Origin of the sequence: Marinobacter shengliensis, from assembly GCF_030297115.1 — a bacterium.
In the GTDB taxonomy this organism is placed as follows: domain Bacteria; phylum Pseudomonadota; class Gammaproteobacteria; order Pseudomonadales; family Oleiphilaceae; genus Marinobacter; species Marinobacter shengliensis.
In genome coordinates this window covers 856,666-880,620 of sequence record NZ_AP028062.1, presented here as the reverse complement: position 1 = coordinate 880,620, position 23,955 = coordinate 856,666, and the positions used below count along the sequence as shown (strand labels likewise).

General features: G+C 58.2%; 20 protein-coding genes and 1 riboswitch. Of the genes, 9 read left to right on the top strand and 11 right to left on the bottom strand.

Annotation, left to right across the window (positions count from 1 at the left end; translation table 11 throughout):
• Nucleotides 1-123 precede the first annotated feature (123 nt).
• Complete coding sequence (gene hslV, locus QUE75_RS04090; protein ID WP_058090075.1) at nucleotides 124-654, top strand: ATP-dependent protease subunit HslV; 531 nt, start codon at nucleotides 124-126, stop codon at nucleotides 652-654.
• An 11-nt stretch (nucleotides 655-665) separates the two neighbouring features.
• Entirely contained in the window at nucleotides 666-1,997 is a 1,332-nt protein-coding gene (gene hslU / locus QUE75_RS04085) for an HslU--HslV peptidase ATPase subunit (protein ID WP_072678338.1), read from the top strand.
• 73 nt (nucleotides 1,998-2,070) lie between these two features.
• Here hslU and QUE75_RS04080 read toward each other — a convergent pair whose 3' ends face one another.
• From QUE75_RS04080 to QUE75_RS04070, 3 genes are all read right to left on the bottom strand, one after another.
• Nucleotides 2,071-3,312 carry a patatin-like phospholipase family protein gene (locus QUE75_RS04080; protein WP_286253820.1) on the bottom strand — a complete coding sequence of 414 codons (1,242 nt, stop codon included), beginning with the start codon at nucleotides 3,310-3,312 and terminating at the stop codon, nucleotides 2,071-2,073.
• A gap of 90 nt (nucleotides 3,313-3,402) precedes the next feature.
• Entirely contained in the window at nucleotides 3,403-5,709 is a 2,307-nt protein-coding gene (gene ptsP, locus QUE75_RS04075) for a phosphoenolpyruvate--protein phosphotransferase (RefSeq protein WP_061332396.1), read from the bottom strand.
• 12 nt (nucleotides 5,710-5,721) lie between these two features.
• Nucleotides 5,722-6,252 (bottom strand): RNA pyrophosphohydrolase, encoded by a 531-nt coding sequence (locus QUE75_RS04070; RefSeq protein ID WP_061332397.1) that lies wholly within the window; start codon nucleotides 6,250-6,252, stop codon nucleotides 5,722-5,724.
• A gap of 170 nt (nucleotides 6,253-6,422) precedes the next feature.
• Between QUE75_RS04070 and QUE75_RS04065 the strand changes: the two genes are divergently transcribed.
• Complete coding sequence (locus QUE75_RS04065; protein ID WP_061332398.1) at nucleotides 6,423-7,079, top strand: histidinol-phosphatase; 657 nt, start codon at nucleotides 6,423-6,425, stop codon at nucleotides 7,077-7,079.
• 40 nt (nucleotides 7,080-7,119) lie between these two features.
• Here the strand turns inward: QUE75_RS04065 and QUE75_RS04060 are convergent, their stop codons facing one another.
• The 3 genes from QUE75_RS04060 to QUE75_RS04050 all read right to left on the bottom strand — a co-directional run bounded on the left by QUE75_RS04060 (nucleotide 7,120) and on the right by QUE75_RS04050 (nucleotide 9,834).
• Nucleotides 7,120-8,316 carry a class I SAM-dependent rRNA methyltransferase gene (locus QUE75_RS04060; RefSeq protein ID WP_286253815.1) on the bottom strand — a complete coding sequence of 399 codons (1,197 nt, stop codon included), beginning with the start codon at nucleotides 8,314-8,316 and terminating at the stop codon, nucleotides 7,120-7,122.
• A gap of 186 nt (nucleotides 8,317-8,502) precedes the next feature.
• Complete coding sequence (gene gcvH / locus QUE75_RS04055; RefSeq protein WP_286253814.1) at nucleotides 8,503-8,895, bottom strand: glycine cleavage system protein GcvH; 393 nt, start codon at nucleotides 8,893-8,895, stop codon at nucleotides 8,503-8,505.
• A 48-nt stretch (nucleotides 8,896-8,943) separates the two neighbouring features.
• The gene (locus tag QUE75_RS04050; RefSeq protein WP_286253813.1) at nucleotides 8,944-9,834 is read right to left on the bottom strand and encodes a LysR family transcriptional regulator; all 891 of its coding nucleotides are present in this window, start codon (nucleotides 9,832-9,834) and stop codon (nucleotides 8,944-8,946) included.
• Nucleotides 9,835-9,948: 114 nt separating this feature from the next.
• On the opposite strand from QUE75_RS04050, the gene metE reads away from it, so the two are divergent.
• Nucleotides 9,949-12,219, top strand: coding sequence for a 5-methyltetrahydropteroyltriglutamate--homocysteine S-methyltransferase (gene metE / locus QUE75_RS04045; RefSeq protein ID WP_286253812.1), 2,271 nt, complete (start codon nucleotides 9,949-9,951; stop codon nucleotides 12,217-12,219).
• Nucleotides 12,220-12,302: 83 nt separating this feature from the next.
• Here metE and cpdA read toward each other — a convergent pair whose 3' ends face one another.
• The 4 genes from cpdA to thiC form a co-directional block, all read right to left on the bottom strand.
• Entirely contained in the window at nucleotides 12,303-13,109 is an 807-nt protein-coding gene (gene cpdA / locus QUE75_RS04040) for a 3',5'-cyclic-AMP phosphodiesterase (protein WP_061332403.1), read from the bottom strand.
• 214 nt (nucleotides 13,110-13,323) lie between these two features.
• The gene (locus tag QUE75_RS04035; RefSeq protein ID WP_061332404.1) at nucleotides 13,324-13,809 is read right to left on the bottom strand and encodes a DUF1249 domain-containing protein; all 486 of its coding nucleotides are present in this window, start codon (nucleotides 13,807-13,809) and stop codon (nucleotides 13,324-13,326) included.
• Entirely contained in the window at nucleotides 13,806-14,426 is a 621-nt protein-coding gene (locus tag QUE75_RS04030; RefSeq protein ID WP_138438156.1) for an NUDIX domain-containing protein, read from the bottom strand. The genes QUE75_RS04035 and QUE75_RS04030 overlap by 4 nt, the downstream gene beginning before the upstream one ends.
• A 459-nt stretch (nucleotides 14,427-14,885) precedes the next feature.
• Nucleotides 14,886-16,763, bottom strand: a complete 1,878-nt coding sequence (thiC, locus tag QUE75_RS04025) for a phosphomethylpyrimidine synthase ThiC (RefSeq protein ID WP_286253809.1) — start codon at nucleotides 16,761-16,763, stop codon at nucleotides 14,886-14,888.
• Nucleotides 16,764-16,844: 81 nt separating this feature from the next.
• A riboswitch (TPP riboswitch) is annotated at nucleotides 16,845-16,958 on the bottom strand.
• 188 nt (nucleotides 16,959-17,146) lie between these two features.
• Here thiC and QUE75_RS04020 point away from each other — a divergent pair.
• Entirely contained in the window at nucleotides 17,147-18,508 is a 1,362-nt protein-coding gene (locus QUE75_RS04020) for a TolC family outer membrane protein (protein WP_106693273.1), read from the top strand.
• A gap of 43 nt (nucleotides 18,509-18,551) precedes the next feature.
• Here the strand turns inward: QUE75_RS04020 and waaA are convergent, their stop codons facing one another.
• Complete coding sequence (gene waaA / locus QUE75_RS04015; RefSeq protein WP_286253806.1) at nucleotides 18,552-19,805, bottom strand: lipid IV(A) 3-deoxy-D-manno-octulosonic acid transferase; 1,254 nt, start codon at nucleotides 19,803-19,805, stop codon at nucleotides 18,552-18,554.
• Between the two features lie 102 nt (nucleotides 19,806-19,907).
• Here waaA and lpxL point away from each other — a divergent pair, with 102 nt between their 5' ends.
• From lpxL to QUE75_RS03995, 4 genes are read left to right on the top strand one after another with little or no spacing between them, the layout of a single operon-like run.
• The gene (gene lpxL, locus QUE75_RS04010) at nucleotides 19,908-20,864 is read left to right on the top strand and encodes an LpxL/LpxP family Kdo(2)-lipid IV(A) lauroyl/palmitoleoyl acyltransferase (RefSeq protein ID WP_286253805.1); all 957 of its coding nucleotides are present in this window, start codon (nucleotides 19,908-19,910) and stop codon (nucleotides 20,862-20,864) included.
• A 3-nt stretch (nucleotides 20,865-20,867) separates the two neighbouring features.
• Complete coding sequence (locus QUE75_RS04005; RefSeq protein ID WP_286253804.1) at nucleotides 20,868-21,830, top strand: mitochondrial fission ELM1 family protein; 963 nt, start codon at nucleotides 20,868-20,870, stop codon at nucleotides 21,828-21,830.
• Nucleotides 21,827-22,936: a glycosyltransferase family 4 protein gene (locus QUE75_RS04000; RefSeq protein ID WP_286253803.1), complete on the top strand. Its 1,110-nt coding sequence runs from the start codon at nucleotides 21,827-21,829 to the stop codon at nucleotides 22,934-22,936. Before QUE75_RS04005 ends, QUE75_RS04000 begins: the two co-directional genes overlap by 4 nt.
• Nucleotides 22,933-23,940 (top strand): glycosyltransferase, encoded by a 1,008-nt coding sequence (locus QUE75_RS03995; RefSeq protein WP_286253801.1) that lies wholly within the window; start codon nucleotides 22,933-22,935, stop codon nucleotides 23,938-23,940. The genes QUE75_RS04000 and QUE75_RS03995 overlap by 4 nt, the downstream gene beginning before the upstream one ends.
• Nucleotides 23,941-23,955 lie beyond the last annotated feature (15 nt).

The window sequence follows — 23,955 nt, the reverse complement described above, 5'->3', positions numbered from 1 at the left end:
ACAGCGTGTTTTGAAAAGCACCCCCGCAAACCTGGCCTCCACCTCAAGCCGGCCCTCTTGAATTCCCGCCAGAAGCCTCCATAAAGCTCCAAGACACTTTTACATCAGGCAACTGGAGCCAAAATGACTACCATAGTTTCCGTCCGTCGGGACGATGAAGTCGCCATGGGCGGCGATGGCCAGGTTTCTCTGGGCAACACCGTCATGAAAGGCAATGCCCGTAAGGTTCGCAGGCTCTATAACGGCCAGGTGATTGCCGGGTTTGCCGGCGGCACCGCTGATGCGTTTACCCTGTTTGAACGCTTTGAAGCCCAGCTGGAGAAGCACCAGGGCAATCTGACCCGGGCTGCGGTAGAGCTGGCCAAAGACTGGCGTACCGATCGCGCCCTGCGAAAGCTCGAGGCCCTGCTGGCCGTGGCCGATAAAACCGCCTCGCTCATCATTACCGGCAATGGCGATGTCATCGAGCCTGAACAAGGGCTGATTGCCATTGGCTCCGGTGGCCCGTTTGCCCAGGCCTCGGCTCGTGCGCTGCTTGAAAATACCGACCTGAGTGCACATGAAATCGCCGAAAAGGCGCTCGAGATCGCCGGTGATATCTGCATTTACACCAATCAGAACCGCACTCTGGAAGTGCTGTCCTTCAAAGACTGACCGGAGCGACCATGTCTGCAATGACTCCCCGTGAGATTGTCCACGAGCTCAATAAACACATCGTGGGTCAGGATGAAGCCAAGCGTGCCGTAGCCATTGCCCTGCGTAACCGCTGGCGCCGCATGCAGCTGGACAGCAGCCTGCGTGACGAAATCACTCCCAAGAACATTTTGATGATTGGCCCCACCGGCGTGGGTAAAACCGAGATCGCCCGGCGCCTGGCCAAGCTGGCGGATGCGCCCTTCCTGAAAGTGGAAGCCACCAAGTTTACCGAGGTGGGCTATGTGGGCCGGGATGTGGAATCCATCATCCGGGACCTGGCGGATATGGCGGTGAAACTGCTCCGCGAGAAGGAGATGAAACGCCACGAGAACCGTGCCCTGGATGCCGCCGAGGACCGTATTCTGGATGCCTTGCTGCCACCAGCCCGGGATTTCAACGAAGACAGCCAGCGCGCCAGTAACGATTCCGCCACTCGCCAGATGTTCCGCAAAAAGCTGCGGGAAGGCGAGCTGGATGACAAGGAAATCGAGATTGATGTTCGCAGTGGCGGCGCCGGCGTTGAAATCATGGCTCCTCCTGGCATGGAGGAGATGACCAACCAGCTTCAGAGCATGTTCTCCAACCTGTCATCTGACAAGCGCAAGACCCGCAAGATGAAAGTGGCGGACGCCATGAAGCAGGTGAAAGACGAGGAAGCCGCCAAACTGGTGAACGAGGAAGAGATCAAGCACAAAGCCATTGATGCGGTTGAGCAGAATGGCATTGTATTCATTGATGAGATCGACAAAGTCGCCAAGCGCTCGGAGAACACCTCATCGGATGTCTCCCGCGAGGGCGTGCAGCGGGATTTGCTGCCGTTGATTGAAGGCAGCACCGTCAGCACCAAGTATGGCGCGGTGCGCACAGATCACATTCTGTTTATCGCCTCCGGCGCCTTCCACCTGTCCAAGCCGTCAGACCTGATCCCGGAACTGCAGGGGCGTTTGCCGATCCGGGTAGAACTCCAGGCGCTGACACCGGACGACTTCAAACGCATCCTGACCGAACCAGACGCCTCTCTGGTGCAGCAATACGAAGCCCTGATGGGCACCGAAGGCGTGAAGCTCAACTTCAGCGAAGATGCCATTGCGCGGATCGCAGAGGTGGCTTTCAAGGTGAACGAAACCACCGAGAACATCGGTGCCCGTCGCCTGCATACGGTGCTGGAACGCTTGCTTGAAAGCCTGTCGTTCGATGCCGGTGACAAGGTAACGGATGGCTTCGAGATTACTGCGGAGTACGTCGATGAGAAGCTGGGCGAGTTGTCTGAAGACGAGGACCTGAGCCGGTATATTCTGTAACCGGCTTCGCCCGACACTGAAATGGCCGGATGTGTTTAACGCATCCGGCCTTTTTTGTACCCTGGCGCTTTTTTTACTGGGCTTTCGAGAACAAATGAGTGACGTTGCCGATACTTGCGGCTAACTTGCCCTTCTCCGCCTGCTTCTTGCGGCCCTTGGCCACATACAAGGGCAGCATTTCGCCATACAGGCTGGTGCTGATGGTGCGTTGTTCGTCTTCCAGGCGATCCCGGCGCAGTTTGATACCGTACTTGAGCAGCTTTGGCTCCAGTTCATCGGCCCGATTCAGCAGATCTCTACGCGTCATTTGATAGGCGTGTTCGCACACCATCCTCCGGCTCTGGAAGCTGAACACGTTGGAGAAGAACAGCTTGGCGTCGTCCCGGGTGGGCTCGAACAGCAGGATGTCTTTGTCCGGGTAGTCACGACCATACTGGGCAATACCGGACTGCATCCGTGAGTAGACCATGGTGCGGAACGTCTGGGACAACAGGTTGGGCATGCCTGAGCGCGTGAGGTCGCCAGGCTTCATGGTGCCTGCACGCACCGCTGCGCTGGCGTCGATAGGCACCTGAGGGTTCACCGCCAGCACCAGATCGGCGCCGTCTTCGAAGGCGACCGAGGCATGCAACCCCTTACGCAAGGTGCCGTCCACATAATAACGACCATCGATGTCGACCGGCACATACAGCCCCGGCGAAGCCGTGCTGGCCTGGACCGCCTTGGAAATGGGCACGTGGTCATACCCCGGGGCACCAAAGCATACCGCTTCCGTGCTCTCCACATCCGCAGCCACCACGTACAGGCTACGCTTTAGCTGACGGAAATCGTTGGTGCGGCCAAGCATGGTAAACGCCCGCCGCAGGTATTCGTGCAGCCCCTCGTTATCAAACAACCCGGCTGGCGCGGCTTGGGCCAGAATGGTCAAGGCTTCCAGAAGGCTCTGGTCGTAGGGGTTATTGATAAAACGGCTGACAGCCGAAGACAACAAACCGGGAACCGCCAGCAAGCGACTACCAATCTCCCGGAATGCAGGGCGATAGAATACTTCCGGGTGGAACGGGTGAACCTCGGCTTCATTGCGCACGAAGATACGACACAACTGGGCCGTGGTCATCTGATTGGCCAGGTTAGCCGCCACAAAGGAGCCGGAGTTAACCCCGACATAAACATCGATATTATTGAAATCCAGGCCTTCCAGGGCTTCGTCCAGCGCCCTTAGCGCTCCGATCTCATAAATGCCACCCAGTGGCCCACCGCCCCCAAGGGCGAGGCCAATGCGCGGTGCTGGTTTGAGCTCGGTCGCTTTGGTCATAGCCTGTCCTTCGTAGGTACTGCAGTAAGAATTACGTTACTAACCTATCAACGGATTTTAGAGTAAGCACCCTATTACTGTCACAGTCGGTCAGGAAACCGCCTGCTCTGCCATCGCAGCGCTGGAGGATTTCACCGGTCGCAAATACCGGCCAAACCCGGCATTACGCAGGGCCAGGTCGACACAGCTCTTGATGACGTGGGGGGAATCCAGCAGCAGAACATCTTCCAGCAACTGGATAGCCCACTCCCGATCAATGCTGCGGATAACGGATTTCACCTTCGGCAGACTGGCCGCGTTCATCGACAGGGAATCATAGCCCATCGCCATTAACAGCAACGCGCCACCCGGGTCGCCGGCCAGCTCGCCACAGATGCCCACCGGCTTACCCACGGAGTGGGCATCCTGGGCAATGCGCACCAATGCCTGTAAAACGGCCGGATGATAGGAATGGTAAAGCTGGGCAACACGCGGGTTGTTGCGATCTACCGCCAACAGGTATTGGGTCAGGTCGTTGGAACCCACCGATAGAAAGTCCACGCGCTCAGCCAGTTCACGAATCTGGTAAACGGCAGCCGGCACTTCCACCATCACACCCACTTTGGGCATGTGGATGTCGTAGCCTTCTTCGCGCACTTCGTGATAAACCCGGTAAATCAGGTGCAGGGATTCCTCCACCTCGGAAATGTTGCTGATCATCGGCAGCATGATCTGCAGGTTGTTCAAGCCTTCGCTGGCCTTCAGCATGGCCCGCACCTGAACAAGAAAGATCTCGGGGTGATCCAGGGTAACCCGGATGCCCCGCCAACCAAGAAAGGGGTTTTCCTCCTCAATCGGGAAATAGGTCAGGGCTTTGTCACCACCGATGTCCAGAGTACGCATGGTCACCGGATTAGGCGCAAAGGCTTCCAGTTGTTCCCGGTAATACTCCCGCTGCTCCTGCTCAGACGGAAAGCGGTCCTTGATCATGAACGGGACTTCGGTGCGATACAGCCCAATGCCTTCGGCCCCGTGAGACAGCGAGCGCACCACATCGGTCATCAGGCCGGTATTTACCAGCAGTGATACCCGATGGCCATCGGTGGTTTCGCAGGGCTTGTCCCGCAGCACCTCAAGCCCACGGATCAGCTCGTCTTCTTCCTCACAGATGGCCTGGTAGAAAGCGCGAAGATCCGATGACGGCGAGGCAAAAATCTGCCCTTCAAAGCCGTCCACCACCAGTTCTCGGCCGTCCAGCTGGTTGACCGGAATATCCACCAGCCCCATCACCGTGGGCACACCCATGGCGCGGGCCAGTATGGCCACATGGGAGTTACTGGACCCTTTGACGGACACAAGGCCAACCAGTTGCCCTTTCGGCACTTCGCCCAGCATGGCTGGCGTCAGTTCTTCACTGACCAGTACCGTGTGCTCCGGGTATTCCTGAAGCTTTTGCTCGCCTTCCTGCATATGGGACAGCAGCCGCCGGCCGAGATCCCGGATATCCACCACCCGCTCTTGCAGGTAAAGATCATCCATCATCTCGAAATGACGGATGTACTGCTGCACCACCTGTTTCAAAGCACCCTGAGCCCAGATGCCTTCGCGAATTTTGATCGCAACTTCGCCTGGCAGGGCACCGTCATCCAGCATCCGCAGGTAAACGTCAAACAGGGCCTGTTCTTCGGGGCGCAGTTGCGAGGCCAGGCGGTTCGCTACCCGCTCGATGTCTTCCCTAACGGCCTGCACGGCAGACTGGAACAGCTCCAGTTCCTGCTCGATGTTCTCGGTCGGTTTCTCCGGCACCACATCCAGATCGGCGGACGGATACACCACCACACCAGTACCAATCGCGACACCAGGGGAGCCCGGCACACCATTGAAACTGACATCCTGGGTTTCTTCCCCGGTCAACGACAAGCCGCTTATGGCCCCGGTGGCCTCGCTGTGGGCAATGACACCCGCCAACTGGGCAGAGACCGTGACCAGGAACGCCTCTTCGCCCTCATCAAAACAACGGGAGCTCTCCCGTTGCTGAACCACCAGCACGCCCAGTACCCGGCGATGGTGAATGATGGGCACGCCCAGGAATGAACGGAAGCGTTCCTCACCCGTCTCCGGGAAGTAACGATAGCGGGGATGGGCAGGGGCGTCTTCAAGATTGATAGGCTCCTCACGGGAGCCTACCAGGCCCACCAGGCCCTCAGAATAAGCAAGACTGACCTTTCCAACAGAGTCTTTGTAAAGACCCTCGGTAGCCATCAGGATGTAACGGTTGGATGCCGGATCTAAAAGATAGACGGAGCAGACCTCGGTATTCATGGCCTTTTGCACCCGCGAGACAATGATATCCAGCGCCTCCTGCAAATCGCGGGCGCTGTTTACCTCTTGTACTAGACTTCGCAGGATGCTCAGCATGGAGTCAGTCCGTCATTTCTGGTGTTCCTTCAAACGCCGGTTCTGCTCACTCCGTTGCCACTGTTCCATGTTGTGGAACAGCCTGGGAGCCAGTTCTCTCAGCGCGCGCCTATACACTTCTCTCTTGAATGAAACTACTTGTCCTAACGGATACCAGTAGCTTACCCACTGCCACCCGTCGAATTCCGGTGAATCGGTACCATCCACGCGCACATGCGCGTCTGGCGACATCATCCTCAGCAGGAACCATTTCTGTTTTTGCCCCACACAAACGGGGTGCGAGTTATGGCGTACCATCCTCCTCGGAAGCCGGTAACGCAGCCAGCCCCGGGTGCAGCTGATGATTTCCACATCGCTGGCACTCAGGCCGATTTCCTCTCCAAGCTCCCGATAAAGCGCATCCTCCGGTGATTCGTCGTGCTTGATACCACCTTGTGGAAACTGCCAGGAGTCCTGCCCTATTCGCCTTGCCCAGAGAACCTCTCCCCTGTGGTTGGCCAGAATGATTCCGACGTTGGGTCTGAAACCGTCTGAGTCGATCACGGCACAGTCCTCATTAAAGTCGGCACCGGTTAAGTTTTAACCGGCGAAAATTGTCCAAGTTGCTCTCATTCTTACAGAATCCCAAGGCTTCGGCAAACGGAGCCGTTAGCGGCAGGTCATGGTAGACTGTGGCTCCTGCTTCAGAGCCTGTCACAATGGGAGGAAACGGCTTGACGCTCGCAATATTTGATCTGGACAACACCTTGCTGAACGGTGACAGCGACCATGCCTGGGGTGAGTTTCTGGTGGAAGAGGGCATGGTGGATGCCGAAGAGTACAAGCGCGCCAATGACCGCTTTTACGAAGAGTATCTGAACGGAGAGCTCGACGTATTCCACTATCAGCGCTTTGTCCTGGCACCACTGACCCGGCACAACATGGACGAACTGGAACGCTGGCGCGAAGCCTTCATGGCCAAGAAAGTACAGCCCATGATGCAGGATAAGGCGGCGAAGCTACTGGCCGACCACCGCGAACAGGGCCATACCCTGATGATTATCACCGCCACCAACCGATTCATTACCGAGCCAATTGCTGAACTAATGGGCATTGAGCACCTGATCGCCACCGAACCCGAGCTGGTCAACGGCAAATTCACCGGTGAAGTGGCTGGCACACCAAGTTTTCAGGAAGGCAAAGTGGAACGGCTGAACGACTGGCTGGCAGCTCACGGTGAGAGCCTTGAGGGCGCCTGGTTCTACAGCGACTCACATAACGACCTGCCGCTGTTGCGGAGGGTGGAGAACCCGGTGGCGGTTGATCCGGATCCGACGCTGGAGAAGACGGCTGTGGAGAATGGCTGGAAGGTTATGTCGTTACGGGTCTGACCTAGGGGTCTGTCCCCATTCGGGGACAGACCCTTAAAACCTAGAAAAACCCTGTCAGAGACCGCACAAAGCAGGACTTGATGTAGTCCGTCTCCGGAATCCCCGGCACAATCGGATGGTCCGGCGCTTGGTGCCCCTGCTCCAGCAGCTGCACAAACCGATCAATCTTGCGGCCACTGCCACGAATAATGTCGATCAGCTTTTCCTGGGACAGATGCATGGAGCAAGATGCTGACACCAGCAATCCATCACGCTCCAGCAGCCTGAGCCCCAATTGATTCAGCCGGGCATAGGCCTGCTCCCCAGCTTTCTGGTCACGGCGGCGGGGAATCAGCGCGGGCGGGTCCAGCACCACAATGTCGAACTTTTCTTTCTCATCCGCCAGGGCTTTCAGGGCATCAAAGGCATCGCCCTCAATGGTATCTACATTGTCCAGCCCGTTCAGTTTGGCGTTGTGGTGCACCGCATCCACCGCCGATGAGGACGCATCCACACAGGTCACCTGGGATGCCCTGGCACAAGCGGCCTGAATACCCCAACCGCCCACGTAACTGAACACATCCAGCACTTTCTTACCCGGCGCATAGGCCTGCAGGCGTTGCCGATTCATACGATGATCATAGAACCAGCCGGTTTTCTGACCACCGGCCAACGGCACCTCAAAGCGAGCACCGTTCTCCTCCACCAGCACCGTATCCGCTTCCGGCCCATGGGCAAACTCCACATAGGTGTCCAGCCCCTCAACCCTGCGCATCTTGCCATCATTCTTCAGCACGATAATCCGGGCATGAGCCAACCGCTGAACGGCACGCACAATGGCATCCTTCATCTGCTCCATGCCCGCGGTGGAAATCTGCACCACCACGACATCATCAAACCGATCCACCACCAAGCCAGACAGCCCATCACTGTCACCAAACACCCAACGGTAAAAAGGCTTATCAAACAAACGCTCCCGAAGACTGAGCGCCGCCTCCATCCGATCCGTCAGCCGCTTAGGCGTCATGCCATGGTCCGCATCCCGACTGATCAGCCGGCCGCAAATCAATGCGTGAGGGTTCACAAACGCCACACCCATCGGCTTGTCGTTCGATGCACGCACCTGAACCTGCGCGCCGGGCTCAAACCCTGGCAGCGGGCTACGCTGGGTGTCTACTTCGTTGCTGTACACCCACAAATGGCCGGCACGAAGACGGCGTTCTGCGCCCTTGCGCAGGTAGAGAACGGGAAAATCCATCGAATAGTTACCTGAGAGTTCGGTTAAATAGAGGACCGCGCCATTGCTTGGGCGTGCTTCCGGGGACAGGCCTCACGAAACTGTGCGGAGCCATGGATGGCGGAGCCCAAGCGCCACATGGATGTGCCGAAGGAGCGTGTTTCGGGAGGTCTGTCCCCGGAAACACGCTTGCACCAGGAGCGGATCTTACTCTTCTGCTGCCACATGCTCACCATAGGCTGCCGCATCCATCAGGCCATCAAGCTCGTCTTTATCAGCCAGCTTCACCTTGAACATCCAACCATCGCCATAAGGATCTTCGTTCACAATCTCCGGCTCGTCTTCAAGCTTCTCATTAATCTCAATCACCTCACCCGTCACCGGGCTAAAAACATCCGAAGCCGACTTAACCGATTCAGCCACACCGGCCTCCTCACCACCATTCACCGTCGCACCAACCTCCGGCACACCGATATAAACCACATCACCCAACTGCTCCTGGGCAAAATCGGTAATCCCCACGGTGGCAGTGCCATCGGCATCCACCCGAACCCACTGATGAGTTTCGATGTATTTCAGATCTGCAGGAATATCGCTCATGATTTTGTGTGTCCTGTTGAAATTTTTCGCGCAGTTTAACCGAAGATCCTAGCCCCAGCGAACCTCACGCGCCAACTTCACAAACTCCGTAAGATAATCCACCGGCTCATCCCGCTCCCGGAAGCCCAGAAAAATCTGTTTGGGCATACCCTCTTTACCCAGCTTCAGCGCAGTAATTGGCAGGTTTCTGGCGTACTCATCCACCAGCCAGCGCGGCAACGCACTCACTCCCCGGCCCGCAGCCACCATCTGCAACATGATATCAGTGGTTTCGATGGTCTTGTGCCGGGCGGGCGCGCAGTGGGCCGGCAGGAAAAACCGGGTAAAAATATCAAGCCGCTCCACCGCCACCGGGTAGGTAATCAGGGTTTCTTTCTCCAATTGGTGGGGCTCTACCCACGCCTTGTCCGCCAGCGAGTGACCTTCAGGCACCACCAACACCTGCTCGTAGTCGAACACCGACTCAAAACATACTCCCGGCTTGTGCAGCGGATCTGGCGTTACCAGAAGATCGATGTCATGGCCGAAAAGCGCCCCCATACCACCGAACTGGAACTCTTGCTTTACATCCACATCCACATCCGGCCAATACTGCAAGTAAGGACCCACTACCTTCAGAAGCCATTGATAGCAAGGATGGCACTCCATTCCCACACGCAGGCTCCCGCGTTGGCCCCTGGCAATCTGTCGAACCTGCATTTCCGCATGTTCAAACTGGGGCAACAGGCGGTTCGCCAATCCCAACAGCTGACTGCCCGCCTGGGTAAACCGCAATTGGCGCCCTTCCCTCAGCCAGACCGGCGTGCCCAGTTGCTGCTCCAACTTGCGTACCGCATGGGAAAGCGCGGATTGAGTCAGGTGCAACTGTTCCGCTGCCGCCGTCAACGAGCCCTGGCGCTCCACCGCTCGCAATATCTCCAGGTGATGTCGTTCAATCATGGCCAACCCGTGAATTATTCTCATGAATAGGTGAAATAATACCATTTTTATTCATGTCATCAGCCACCTAACCTTGAAGGCCTTCAACAAACCACGGAATTCAAGGATTCAATCATGGCAATCACTCACAACCTGGGCTTCCCCCGCATTGGCGGCCAGAGGGAGCTGAAATTCGCACTGGAAGCCTACTGGGCTGGCCGGCAGACCGAGCAAGAATTAGCCATCACGGCCGCCGACCTGCGCCGGCGCCACTGGCAGCAGCAAGCCGGGCTGGACTATGTACCGGTAGGTGAGTTCTCACTTTACGACCAGGTATTGGATATGTCCGTCTCCCTCGGCAACCTGCCAGCACGGGCCAAAGACAAAGAAGGCTCGGAACTGGACGCCTACTTCCGTGCCGCCCGGGGCCGGGGTGCCAACGACAGCCCCTGCTGCGCCACCGCCGCTGGCGAAATGACCAAATGGTTCGATACCAACTACCACTACATCGTGCCGGAGCTTCATGCCAACACCCAGTTCGAGCTGAATCCCGAACGCCTTCTGGCCCAATTGGCTGAAGCACGGAAACAGGGCGTTAATGCCAAGCCCGTGATCATCGGGCCCGTTACTTACCTGTGGTTAGGCAAAACCTCGGATGGCAGTCATCGCCTGGATTTGCTGGAGCGCCTGCTGCCAGTCTACTCGCAGCTACTGGAAGCCCTGGCCGATGCCGGTGCCGAATGGGTGCAGATTGATGAACCGGCCCTGGTGACCGATTTGGACGCCAACTGGCGCTATGCGTTCAACCTGGCCTATCACCAGTTAAAGGCCAATCGCCCGAAGCTGCTGCTGGCTACCTATTTCGGAGAGCTCCGGGATAACCTGCAACTGGCTTGCGAATTGCCGGTGGCCGGGCTGCACATCGATGCTGTGAGCGCCCCTGCTGAAGTCAGCCGCGTGGCAGATTGGCTGCCCAGCCACAAGGTGCTTTCCCTTGGTGTCATCAACGGCCGTAACATCTGGAAATCCGACCTGAACGCCATATTGGAGTGGCTGGAGCCGCTGAGTGAGAAATTGGCCGACCGCCTGTGGCTGGCGCCGTCGTGCTCGCTGCTGCATGTGCCGGTAGACCTGGATCGTGAGCAGGAGCTGGATACTGAAATCCGCAGCTGGCTGGCCTTTGCTGTGCAGAAACTTGATGAGCTGAGCACGCTGGCGAAGTCCCTGAACGAAGGCCACGCCAGTGTTCGCGCAGAGCTGGCCGCAAACCAGCGGGCCATTGACAGCCGCCGGAAATCCGACCGTGTTATCAACCCGGAGGTTCGCCGTGCCATCGCCGCAGTGACGCAGGAACTGGGCAACCGCCAAAGCCCCTATCCCCAGCGAATTGCCAGGCAGCGTCAGATCCTGAACCTCCCGGCGTTCCCGACCACCACCATCGGTTCTTTCCCGCAAACGCCGGAGATCCGCCAGGCAAGGTTGCAATTCCGTAAAGGCGAACTGACCGGGCAAGCCTATACCGAGCAGATGCAGGCAGAAATCGCCCGATGCATCGAAGAGCAGGAAAAGCTGGGACTGGATGTGCTGGTTCATGGTGAGCCAGAGCGCAACGACATGGTGGAATACTTCGGTGAGCAGCTGGAAGGCTATGCCTTTACCCGCTTCGGCTGGGTGCAATCCTACGGCTCCCGCTGTGTAAAACCACCCATCCTGTTTGGAGACATCCGCCGGCCAGCAGCGATGACGGTGGACTGGATTCGTTTTGCCCAATCCCTCACCGACAAGCCGGTAAAAGGCATGCTGACCGGCCCCGTGACGATTCTGAACTGGTCCTTCGTGCGGGACGATCAGCCAAGGAAAGACTCCTGCCTGCAACTGGCCCTGGCCATTCGTGAAGAGGTACAGGACCTGGAAAAGGCTGGCGTGAACATCATCCAGATCGACGAAGCCGCGTTGCGGGAAGGCTTGCCCCTGCGCCAGTCAGACTGGGCAACGTACCTGGACTGGGCGATTAACAGCTTCCGCATCGCCGCCAATGGCGTGGATGACAGCACCCAGATTCACACCCACATGTGTTATTCGGAGTTCAACGACATCATTGAGGCCATCGCCCACATGGATGCCGACGTGATCACCATCGAGACCTCACGGTCGGACATGGAGTTGCTGGATGCTTTCCGGAACTTTGAATACCCGAACGACATTGGCCCGGGCGTGTACGATATTCACTCCCCCAACATTCCGGACAAGCAACACATCATCAATCTGATGACCCTGGCGGCAGAACGCATCCCGGCAGAACGATTGTGGATCAACCCGGACTGCGGTTTGAAAACCCGTAAATGGGAGGAAGTGACGCCTGCGCTGGAGACGATGGTTGCAGCGGCCCAGGCTTTGCGGGCCTGACGCTCGAACACGGACTGTCCCTGTATATTCACAGGCCGGCGAACACGCCGGCCATTGGGAATATACAGGGACATAATAATCGGCTAGTAACCGGTACTCTTCTCGTCCAGATCAAACTCGAACCCATTCGCCCGGCATACTTCCGTGGAGTACTGCCCGGAAGCCTCAAGCTCAAACCAACGGTATCCGGGCGCCAGCGGCTCTACGGCAAATTTGCTGGAGCCAGTGGCGAACTGGATGCAAGTGGAGGGCGTGGCGAGCAGCTGCACGCTATTACGCTGCTGTTGGAGATCCTGGTGAATATGACCCCAGAGTACGATTTTCACTTGCGGGTGCCTGTCGATCACCTGCCAGAAAGCATCGCGGTTCTTCAGGCCGATTTTTTCCATCCAGTCAGAGCCAATATCCACCGGGTGATGGTGCAGGCACACCATGGTGGGTAACTCCGGTTGCTGCGACAGTGACTCGTCCAGGAAAGCAAGCTCCGGCTGCGAAAGCTCACCGAAAACCTTGCCGTGCACGGAAGAGTCCAACATCACAAAATGCCAGCCTCCCTGCACGAGCTGTTTTTGCTCCGCCTGAAACTCCGCTGCGATGGACGCCAACAAGTCGGAATCGTCGTGATTGCCGGCAATCCAGAGCGAGGGGCAGTTAAACGCTTTCAACTGCTCGCCAAAATACCGATAGGCCTCAGATGACGCATCCTGAGTAAGATCACCGGTCGCGAGGATCAGATCCGGCTGGCCATGGTTGCGCAAGACTTCATCAATCACCGCCGCCAGGCTGTCCCGGGTATTGACCCCAAGCAACGCGCCATCTGCCGACGCCATCAGGTGCGGGTCGGTCAGCTGCAATACCTTCAGGGGGTGAGCAGTATGCGCAATGGTCATTCAGGGCCTGTTGTCTTGAGTGCAACCGTTTGATATTTCAGACAAGTGTACGACGGCTGCGTTCCGTTTTATCAGTTTTAAATGGAAGGTAGGTCACATTCTGGCCCGCCACCACAAAGATTTTGCAGTTTTTGACAACTATGGCACAGGCAAAGCCGGGAGCAAGTCAGACTTTCAGCGCACTGTGGCGCAGTTCATGACAGAGACAACGAATTCAGTCGCAGCCTTCGCCCGCAGACCAGGCGGCGTGCTCCATAGGCAGGTGTCCAAACCGCAGGCAGTAATCCAGCCAATCGGCCAGAAACCCATTAACCTGAACTTTCTCATCCGGGTGATGCATGAACCGGTTCGGGTAGTCGTTTACCGGCGCAATCTGGCGCTGCCGGTAGCAACTGATCACCTCAGCCATGAGCGCGTCATGGTAAACACGCACCGTCATTTGCGGGTTGTTCAGCCACCGGCCACTGTTATGCACTTGCTCGAGTAACAGGGTTTCAGTGAACTTTGCGGTTTGCAGCACTTCGATGCGCACCCGGCCCAAATACTGGTTTTCCCGGTGCAGCTCAAACTCGCAAACGGGCTTACCATCAGCCTCCAACTGGCGCAGTTTGCGCAAGCGCTGGTAGTTGCCATCACACAGCGCACCCAACTGACGCAGATCCGGCACATACGGCTTGGGCCGTTTTACCCACTCGGTCATGCCCGCCACTCCCGGCGCAGCCTGTCCCGGTTCAGCTGCAGCCATTGGATAGCGATGATGGCGGCAGCGTTGTTGATACGGCCATCGGCAATCATGGCGAAGCACTCTTCAGCGCTGACCACGTGGCTGAGAATGTCTTCGTGTTCGTGCTCCATACCGAAAACACCGCCAGCCTCGGCCGTACTGACCTGTCCGCAATAAAGGTGAATCATTTCAGTGGTGCCACCCGGAGACACCAGGTAATCGCAGATTTTATCAAGTCGGCTAAAGCTCAACCCTGCCTCTTCCTGCCCTTCCCGCTGGGCCACGTCTTCCGGGCTTTCGCCGTCTTCATTCATGCCGGCCACGAGCTCCAGCAACCAGGGCGACTGGTTACGGCCCAGAGCGCCGAGGCGAAACTGTTCCAGCAGCACGACTTCGTCCCGTTCCGGGTCGTAGGGGAGCACGCAGGTGGCGTCGCCCCGAACGAAAAGTTCGCGGGTGAAGGTGGGCATGTCGCGGCCGTCAAAGCGCGGGTGAGTCAGCCAGAGCTTGTCCATGCGGAAGAAGCCCTGGAAAACGGTTTCGCGTTTTTCGACGGTGACGTCGCTGGCGTTGAACTGGAACGGTTTCGGCATTCGTGTTTCCGGTTTGGTGTTCGGCTTGGAACGATAGCCTTTGGGGTTGCTTGGGTGCAAGTGTCTTACGGCTGGCGTAATGGTTTGGTTCTGGCCCTAGCCTGCTCAGGTTGGTGCATCGCAGTCGTTGGGTATTGCTTTCCAAAACACGCTCCTTCGGCCCATCCATGGGGCGCTTGGGCTCCGCCATCCCTGGCTCCGCACAGTTTTGGAAAGCAATACCCAACGCCTGCAGCCGACGCTTGTGCGACACGCCCCAACATTGCCTGACGCCCTCTTGGGAGCGATTACTGCCAAAGCCCAAGAGAGTTGGGGTGGGGGTGCCGTTCAGGAGTGTGCGGAGCCAGGGATGGCGGAGCCCAAGCCGCACAGGGACGTCTTGAGGCGTCTCCTGAACGGCACCCCCACCCCGACTCACAACGCCTAACCAGCAGGCTAAGGCGATCTAGAGCGCCAAAGTCAGACCTTGTCGTAAAGCTTGGAGCCGGACTCCACGAACTCCCGCGATTTGGCCTGCATCCCGGCATCAATCGCCGAAACTTCGTCGATTCCCTGCTCTGCCGCGTAATCCCTTACTTCCTGCGAGATTTTCATGGAACAGAACTTCGGCCCACACATGGAGCAGAAGTGGGCCACCTTCGCCGATTCCTTGGGCAGGGTCTCATCGTGGAAAGCGCGGGCGGTGTCCGGGTCCAGGCCGAGGTTGAACTGGTCTTCCCAGCGGAACTCGAAACGGGCCTTGGACAAGGCGTTATCGCGGATCTGGGCCCCCGGATGGCCCTTGGCCAGATCGGCCGCGTGGGCGGCGATTTTGTAGGTGATGATGCCGGTTTTTACATCATCCTTGTTCGGCAGCCCCAGGTGCTCCTTCGGGGTAACGTAGCAGAGCATGGCGCAGCCGAACCAGCCAATCATGGCCGCACCAATTCCGGAAGTGATGTGGTCGTAGCCTGGAGCAATATCCGTGGTCAGTGGGCCGAGGGTGTAGAACGGCGCTTCGTCGCAGCATTCCAGCTGCTTGTCCATGTTCTCTTTGATCAGGTGCATGGGTACATGGCCGGGGCCTTCGATCATGCACTGGACGTCGTGCTTCCAGGCAATTTTGGTGAGCTCGCCCAGGGTTTCCAGTTCGCCGAACTGGGCGGCGTCGTTGGCATCCGCGATAGAACCGGGGCGCAGTCCGTCGCCGAGGCTGAAGGACACGTCGTAGGCCTTCATGATTTCGCAGATGTCTTCGAAGTGCTCGTACAGGAAGCTTTCCTTGTGGTGCGCCAGGCACCACTTGGCCATGATGGAGCCACCGCGGGACACGATGCCGGTGGTACGTTTCGCGGTCAGCGGCACGTGATGGAGCCGCACGCCGGCGTGGATGGTGAAGTAGTCTACGCCCTGTTCTGCCTGCTCAATTAACGTGTCCCGGAAGATTTCCCAGGTCAGGTCTTCGGCCACGCCGCCCACTTTTTCCAGGGCCTGGTAAATGGGCACGGTGCCGATGGGCACCGGCGAGTTGCGGATGATCCACTCGCGGGTTTCGTGGATGTTCTTGCCGGTGGACAGGTCCATCACCGTGTCGGAACCCCAGCGGATACCCCAGGTCAGTTTTTCGACTTCGTCTTCGATGGACGAGGTGACCGCCGAGTTGCCGATGTTGCCGTTGATCTTCACCAGAAAGTTACGGCCGATGATCATCGGCTCGGTTTCCGGGTGGTTGATGTTGGCGGGAATGATGGCGCGGCCACGAGCCACTTCGTCGCGAACAAACTCGGGAGTGATCTCCGGCGGCAGGTTGGCACCGAAAGATTGGCCGGGGTGTTGATCCGCCAGCAAGCCATTGTCACGAGCTTCCTGCAGCTTCATGTTTTCCCGGATGGCGATGTATTCCATCTCCGGGGTGATGATGCCCTGGCGGGCGTAATGCATCTGGGAAACGTTCTTGCCCGGCTTCGCTCGCAGGGGTTTACGCTCATCCATAAAGCGCAACGGGTCGAGCTGGGGGTCTTTCATGCGCCGGCGGGTGAATTCGGAGGTGTAGCCATCCAGCTGCTCCACATCGCCCCTCTCGGCAATCCAGTTGGCGCGAACCGGGGGCAGGCCTTTTCTCAGGTCGATGGAGGCCTCAGGGTCGGTGTAAGGCCCGGAAGTGTCGTACACAACGACCGGCGGGTTCTTTTCGCCGCCCATTTCCGTGGGGGTGTCTCCCACAGTAATTTCCCGCATAGGCACGCGCAGATCGGGTCGGCTACCCTGCACATATATTTTTCGTGAGCTTGGTAATGGTTTGATTGCTGCGGAGTCCACTTTCGCGGAGTCGCTGAGGTAAGCTGGCAAGTCCGTCATGATCTGCTCCCGTTGAGGCTGATGGTGTCGGGTCGCGTATGACGGAGTTACGACAAGATGCCACCAAAGGCATGTTGACGCGGTTCATATGGTCTTAATTCCTACGCCGGTATTATCCGGATCAGGTCGCGGGTTCTGCGTTGCAATCTCAGCCGATCGCCATGTTCTGGCAATTCGGCACCCCGTCAAGACGCGATAAGTATTTTGTTTTGCTCACAAAATGGTTGAGCTATGCAAGTGTAGAGGCCGGACTGATTATTGTCCATAATGGTCAACCAATACCTTTGGGTCACTATCAGGGCAGCTCTATCACTCTGCGCGATGGCCTTCCGATTCCCGTATCCCGATCACGGATGCCCGGAGATAGCATGTCAGGAGAAACAATGAAGAAACGTTTACTTCCAGGATTGATCACCCTGCTCGCAGCCCAGCCTGCCTTTTCTCTGGATCTGATGGAAACCTACGAGAAAGCGCTATCTTACGATTCGGGCATTGCCTCGGCGCTGGCACAGTTCCAGGCGCAACAGGCGGCCAGCGATGTCAGCAGGAGCACACTTCTGCCACAAGTCGGCGCGTTTGCTGAGGCCAACCACACAGATTTCGACGCCAAGAATGGCCCGGGAGACAGCTATAAGGCCCTGAACTACGGCGTTCGGCTGAGCCAACCGGTGTTTCGTGCCGACAGCTGGTTCCGCTACGATGCCAGTCAGTTCCAGACCGAAGCCGCCCAGGCTCAGTACAACCTGGCCCAACAGCAGCTGATTCTGGACGTCGCCACCGCTTACTTCAACGTGCTGCGTGCCCAGGATACGGTGACAACCGCACGCGCCACCGAAGCAGCCATCCAGCGGCAGTACGAGCAGGCTCAGGAACGCTTTGATGTCGGCCTGATTGCGATCACCGAGGTCTATGAGGCCCGCGCCAGTTACGATGACAGTAAAAGTCAGCGCATCGCCGCTGAAAACCAGCTCAACGTTGCCCGTGAACAACTGGCGCGTTTGACTGGCGAATACGCAGAGGATCTGGAAAACCTGCGCGAGAACTTCCCGCTTGGCCGACCGGAGCCGATGGATCCTTCAGCCTGGGAAAACACCGCACTTGAGCAGAACTGGGTTATTCAGTCTGCGCTTTATCAGTTGAATGCCAACGAGGCCAACCTGAAGGTCGCGAAATCCGGCCACCTGCCTACGCTTGACCTGTTTGCGTCTTATGGCAAGTCTGAACTGGATGGCGCCAAGAATACCCAGCAGGAAGGCACACAAGGCGTTATTGGCCTTGAGCTGAACGTTCCCCTCTACATGGGTGGCGGCACACAAGCCGGCGTGCGCCAGCAGCGCTCACTGGTTACCGCCGCGCAGGAAGACCTGAACACAACGCGCCGGGATGTTCGGGTTAACACCCGCAGCCTGTACCTGACCGTAAATAATAACGTTGAAACCGCCTCAGCCCTGGAACAGACCATCATCTCCCGCCGCAGTGCGCTGGACGCGACCCGTGCCGGTTACGATGTGGGAACCCGGAACATTGTGGAAGTGCTGGATGCCGAGCGGGCGTATTACGTGGCCCTTCGGGATTATGCCAATGCCCGTTACGATTACGTGATTAACACGTTACAGCTGAAACAGGCGGCAGGCACTCTGAGCCCGCAAGACCTGATTGAACTGAACAACTGGCTCAGCGCCAGCGCCAGGGGCATCGAAGCTCTGGCAGAAGAAGATCTGACCCTGGACGACCCCACGCAGTAATGGCACTGTCGTCTGTGTGATTCCGGTGGCGACTGCCCCGGAATCACAGCCTTTCTATTATCCCCTCAACCACCCTGTCTAATGCGCCCCGGTTTTTGTTAACCACCGCCAGTGCTCGCTCCCCATAGGCTTTGCGTTCCGCCGGGTTGGCAAACAATAGATTGATCGCCCGAGCCAGATCGTCTGCCCCCTGAACCAACTGCACACCCTGGTCTGCCAGCAACCGTTCGTAGATGGTCTCGAAATTGAACACATGAGGCCCGGAAAACACCGGGATACCCCAGGCTGCCGGCTCCAGCGGATTGTGACCGCCCCGTTCGATCAGTGAACCTCCCACAAAGGCAAGGTCGCTGGCGCCGTAGAGCATCATCAGCTCGCCCATGGTATCGGCCAGATAAACCTGCGCGCCCCCGGCACTCTGCGCCTGAGATCGCCGTGCAACCTGAAAGCCCAGCTCCTGTGCCATGACCGCCACGGCGTCAAAGCGTTCCGGGTGGCGCGGAACAATAATCAACAGGGCATCAGAGTGTCCCGCAAGCACCAATCGGTGAGCCTGAAGCAGCTGTTCATCCTCGCCACTGTGTGTGCTGCCGGCGATCCAGACCGGACGGGGGCCAAGCGTGGTACGAAAACGTTCAGAGGCAAGCCGGACATCCTCCGGGATGTCTACATCGAACTTCACACTGCCCGTCACCTCAACGTGGCTTGCGGCAACCCCAATTCGACGAAAGCGTTCTGCATCTGGTTCTGCCTGGGCCGCCACCCAGGTGATGCTTTTCATGATCGGCGCCGCCAGCCCCCTGACCCGCTCGTAGCCCCTGGCAGAGCGCTCCGACAGCCGGGCGTTGATCAGAAACGCCGGCACGTTTTTGCGGCGGCACTGGCTGATCATATTGGGCCAGATCTCGGTTTCCATGATGACCAGAATGCGGGGATTGACCCGCCGAAGAAATCGACGGATGGCGCCCGGTGTGTCGTACGGCGCGTAGGCATAGGTTACCCTGTTACCAAACATTTTCCGGGCCTGGGCAAGGCCGGTGTCGGTCATGGCGGTCATCAGAATGGTGGCACCGAGATTGCGCGCCAACAGTCGACGCACCATGGGGCCGGCGGCGATGGTCTCGCCCACGGAGACCGCATGCACCCAGATTACGGGCCCGGGTATGGAAGGCACGTGGCCCAGGCGATGCTGCCAGTCTTGCCTGAGCGCCGGCGCCTTGCGGCCTTGCCACCAAAGCCGGATGAGAATAAACGGCAGAGCCAGGCGAATCAGCAGGGAATAGATAAACTGGAACACGCAGGACTCCCGGCAAAACAGTGCGTTATCATAGGGCGAAAAATGTCGAGGGGTTGCATCTTGCCCCCGGGTTAAACGTTTGTCGATGCAGGATTCACGATTTTGAAAAAGAAGTACCGCAAACTTCCAAGGAATACCGACTATTCAGCTTACCGTCATCCTCGCTGGTGGCCAACCTGGCTGGGTATCGGGTTGATGTGGCTGGTAGCACAGCTTCCCCTCCGTGTTCAGTGGTGGCTTGGCAAGGTGATCGGGTTGCTGGTTTGGAAGTTAGCTAAAAGCCGGCGGCACATTACCGAGGTCAACATCCGGCTGTGCTTCCCGGAACTGAACGAACAGCAACAGACCGCCCTGGTGCGCAACGCATTTATCGCCAATGGTATCGGATTGATGGAGCTCGGCATTGCCTGGTTCCGGGACCCGGCCAAGCTGACCGGCATGACCCGCATTCACGGTATCGAACATTTCGAGAAAGCGCTGGAAGCCGGCAAGGGTGTGCTGCTATTGGGCGGCCATTACAGCACGCTCGACCTGGGTGGCAGCCTGGTCACCGAATACATAGAAGCCGACGTCATGCAGCGTGATCACAACAATCCGTTGATGAATGCCGTAATGACCAGGGCCCGGGGCCGGCGCTATGGCAACGTACTAGGTGCCCGCGACCTGCGCGGCCTGTTCAGGAGCCTCAAGAAAAATCGCGCCGTGTGGTACGCGACAGATCAGGACTACGGCCGCAAGGACATCGTGTTCGCCCCCTTCTTCGGCATTCCCGCCGGCACCATCACAGCCACCTCGCGAATTGCCGAACGCAGCGGCTGTAAAGTCGTGCCCTTCAGCCATTTTCGCCGCGATGACAAGCCCGGCTATGACATCTATTTCCACCCCGCCCTTGAGAACTTCCCAAGCGGTGACGACCTGGACGATGCAACCCGGATCAACGCCGTCATCGAGCAGGAAATCCGCAAAGCGCCAGACCAATACCTGTGGATGCACCGGCGCTTCAAAACCCGCCCTGACCGCGAAGACCCCGGCTTTTACGGGCGCAAGCGCAAGGAATAACCCGTGAGCAATCACTCGCAAGCACCGGTTGTCTGGCTGCTGACAGACAACAAGCCCGGCCACAAAAACCAACTCAAGGGGCTGGGCAATCGCCTGCGGGTGCTGACCGGCGCGGCGCTCTACTGGATCAGTGCCGAAGAATACCCGGTACCTCTGTGGCGGGCCCTGCTGGGTGTGGCCCCAGCTATGGATACAGCACTGCCCAAACCGGACCTGATTGTGGCCGCAGGCACCGGTACTCATCGTTTATTACTGGCACTTCGGCGCCTGGGCAAGGCCAAAGCCCTGGTACTGATGAAACCGGCCTTCCCACTGGGCTGGGTAGATGGCGCGATTATCCCGATCCATGATGAGGTAAAGCCCGCTAACAACATCCTGCACACCGAAGGCGTGATCAACACCATCACACCCCTCGCCCGGCTGACCAGCAAACCGGAAGCCCTGATCCTGGTGGGTGGGCGTTCGGAACATTTCGATTGGGACGACGATGCCATTCTGAACCAGGTCAGTGACCTGATAGCCCGCTACCCTCAGTGGCGCTGGACCATCACCGATTCCCGGCGCACACCAGAAAGCACCACCGATCGGCTGGCCGAATTGCAGAGCCCGAAAATCTCCGTAGTGCATCACACCCGTACCCACGACGACTGGCTCAGCCACCAGCTCGCTGCTTCCCGCGCGGTCTGGGTAACGCCGGACAGCATTTCCATGGTGTGCGAAGCCGCCACTTCCGGCGTGCCCACCGGCCTGCTGAGTTTGAATGCGCGTGCCAACAGCCGAGTGGCGAACGGAGTAAAACGCCTGACAGAGCGGGGGCTGATTGCCCACTGGGCAGACCATGCCAGCGTGATGGCCGAACAGGCAGAAAGACATGAACGCCTCTGGGAGGCCGACCGGGCTGCCCGATGGGTGGCGGGCAACTATTTGGCTGCTTTTCAACAATCAGGAAAGGAGGCCAGACAATGAAGATTCTCCAGGCTCTTCCTGCGCTCTATAGCGGTGGCGTGGAAAGAGGCACGGTGGAATTCGCCGCCGAGCTGGTCAAGCGTGGCCATGAGTCTTTTGTGGTCTCCAACGGTGGGCCCATGGCAGAGCAAGTGCGCGGCCAGGGCTCAACCCACATCCACATGCCCATCCACCGGAAAACGCCCGCGTCTTTCGGGCAGATTCTGCCCATGCGCAAGCTGTTGCAGGAGCTGCGGCCTGACATTGTTCATGTCCGCTCCCGCATGCCCGCCTGGATTATCCATCTGGCCCTGAAGACCCTGCCTGCCGACCAACAGCCCGCCGTTGTCTCGACCTTTCACGGCATGTATTCCGTTAATCCCTACAGCGCCATCATGACCAGGGCGCACCAGATCATTGCCGTCTCCAATTGCGTGCGGGATTACGTGTTCAAGAATTTCGAGGTAGCGGAAGACAAGCTGACGGTGATCCAGCGCGGCGTCGACATCGACGCCTTCCGCAACCGCGCCATCAACGACCAGTGGCTGGACATCCTCCTGTCCCGCTTCCCCCAACTGGCCGGCAAGAAAATCATTATGATGCCCGGCCGCATTTCCCGCTGGAAAGGCCAACTGGACTACCTTGAAGCCATGGCCCGCATTGTCCGCCAGCGGCTGGACTGTCACGGCATCATCGTGGGCGGGGCCGAACCGGGAAAAGAACGATTCCTGCAGGAGCTTGAAAAAGAGCGCAGCCGGCTAGGCCTGACCGATAAAGTCACATTCCTCGGCCAGCGCAACGACATGACCAACCTGTATCTGTTCGCTGATGTGGTTTGCCACATGTCCACCAAGCCGGAACCCTTCGGACGCACGGTGACCGAAGCCCTGGCGTCCGGCACGCCAGTGGTGGCCTACAACCGGGGCGGTGCGGCGGAAACGCTGCAGGCATGCTTTCGGGACGGACTGGTGACGCCGGATGATACCGGGGCATTCGCCAGTGCGGTGCTGGGATTGCTGGATAAGCCCCGGCCAGAGATTGAGTTGCCGGAGCGGTTTTTGTTGCGGGCGCAGACGGAGGCGACGCTTCGGGTATACCAGCAGGCCCTGAACGGGAGGCCCGATTGAAGGTCGCCCTGATACTCGCAACGCCTGGTAGTGCCTGGGGTGGCATGGAAAAACATGTGGCGGACCTGGCGGAAGCCCTCACGAGCCTCGGGCATGAGGTGCACATAATCGCCCATCCTGACTACCGCTCGCACTTCCCATTCGCCGAGTTTCATCCGTGCCCGATGAAGCTGAGCCGAAACAACCCCTGGCTTCGTTGGTGCGTTTCCCGGATATTGAAGCGGGTTTCTCCCGATATCGCCCACGCCCACGGCAATAAAGCCGCCGTCATACTCGGCAGGTTGCCTCGTCAGACCTGGCAAACCGTAGGGACGATTCACGGAAGCAAATCAAACCTTCGCCCTTTCCTTGTGCTGGACAAAGTCATTGCCGTCAGCGGGTCGATCTACGAGGGCCTTAGTCACCGGTCCCTTCATCTGATTTACAATGGAATCCGGAAGGAAACCCCGGAATCGCCCCCCGGCAACTATCCACTCCCCGAAACAACGAACGTCATTGCTGCCGGGAGGCTGGAGCCAGTAAAGGGGTTCGACATGCTAATCCAGGCATGGAGCATGATCCATGACCGCTTTCCGACGGCACACCTCACCATCTTTGGTGACGGCTCTGAAGCCAGAAACCTGCATCGGCTGATTGGCGATGAAAGCCTGAGACACTCGGTGACGATGGCAGGACACCAAACAACGCTGGCATCGGCATTGTCCAATGCAGACTTGATGGTTCTCAGCTCAAGGCGGGAGGGGTTTCCTTACGTTTTGATCGAAGCCTTGGTGGCCGGACTGCCGGTGGTCTCAACCCCGGTTTCCGGCAGTGTCGACCTGCTTCCCGAGAACGCGCTCGCCAGGGACATTTCCGCGCAGGCTATCGCCGACGTCATCGCCAGCGCACTGAACAACCTGGATGGTCTTCAAGAATCTGAGCAATCCGCATTCGACTATGCGCAGACACATCTCACGCTCAGGGGCATGGCAGAGGCAACCGTCAGAGTGTATCAAGCCGAATAGCACCTGTGAGAGCGT

Bases quoted from the DNA above. Each gene is read 5' to 3' on its own strand.
- QUE75_RS04030 (WP_138438156.1), bottom strand. From the start codon at position 14,426: ATGCCGAAACCGTTCCAGTTCAACGCCAGCGACGTCACCGTCGAAAAA.
- QUE75_RS04080 (WP_286253820.1), bottom strand. From the start codon at position 3,312: ATGACCAAAGCGACCGAGCTCAAACCAGCACCGCGCATTGGCCTCGCC.
- cpdA (WP_061332403.1), bottom strand. From the start codon at position 13,109: ATGACCATTGCGCATACTGCTCACCCCCTGAAGGTATTGCAGCTGACC.
- QUE75_RS04020 (WP_106693273.1), top strand. From the start codon at position 17,147: ATGAAGAAACGTTTACTTCCAGGATTGATCACCCTGCTCGCAGCCCAG.
- QUE75_RS04060 (WP_286253815.1), bottom strand. From the start codon at position 8,316: ATGGATTTTCCCGTTCTCTACCTGCGCAAGGGCGCAGAACGCCGTCTT.
- metE (WP_286253812.1), top strand. From the start codon at position 9,949: ATGGCAATCACTCACAACCTGGGCTTCCCCCGCATTGGCGGCCAGAGG.
- QUE75_RS04000 (WP_286253803.1), top strand. From the start codon at position 21,827: ATGAAGATTCTCCAGGCTCTTCCTGCGCTCTATAGCGGTGGCGTGGAA.
- thiC (WP_286253809.1), bottom strand. From the start codon at position 16,763: ATGACGGACTTGCCAGCTTACCTCAGCGACTCCGCGAAAGTGGACTCC.
- QUE75_RS04050 (WP_286253813.1), bottom strand. From the start codon at position 9,834: ATGATTGAACGACATCACCTGGAGATATTGCGAGCGGTGGAGCGCCAG.
- hslU (WP_072678338.1), top strand. From the start codon at position 666: ATGTCTGCAATGACTCCCCGTGAGATTGTCCACGAGCTCAATAAACAC.
- gcvH (WP_286253814.1), bottom strand. From the start codon at position 8,895: ATGAGCGATATTCCTGCAGATCTGAAATACATCGAAACTCATCAGTGG.
- ptsP (WP_061332396.1), bottom strand. From the start codon at position 5,709: ATGCTGAGCATCCTGCGAAGTCTAGTACAAGAGGTAAACAGCGCCCGC.
- hslV (WP_058090075.1), top strand. From the start codon at position 124: ATGACTACCATAGTTTCCGTCCGTCGGGACGATGAAGTCGCCATGGGC.
- QUE75_RS04035 (WP_061332404.1), bottom strand. From the start codon at position 13,809: ATGACCGAGTGGGTAAAACGGCCCAAGCCGTATGTGCCGGATCTGCGT.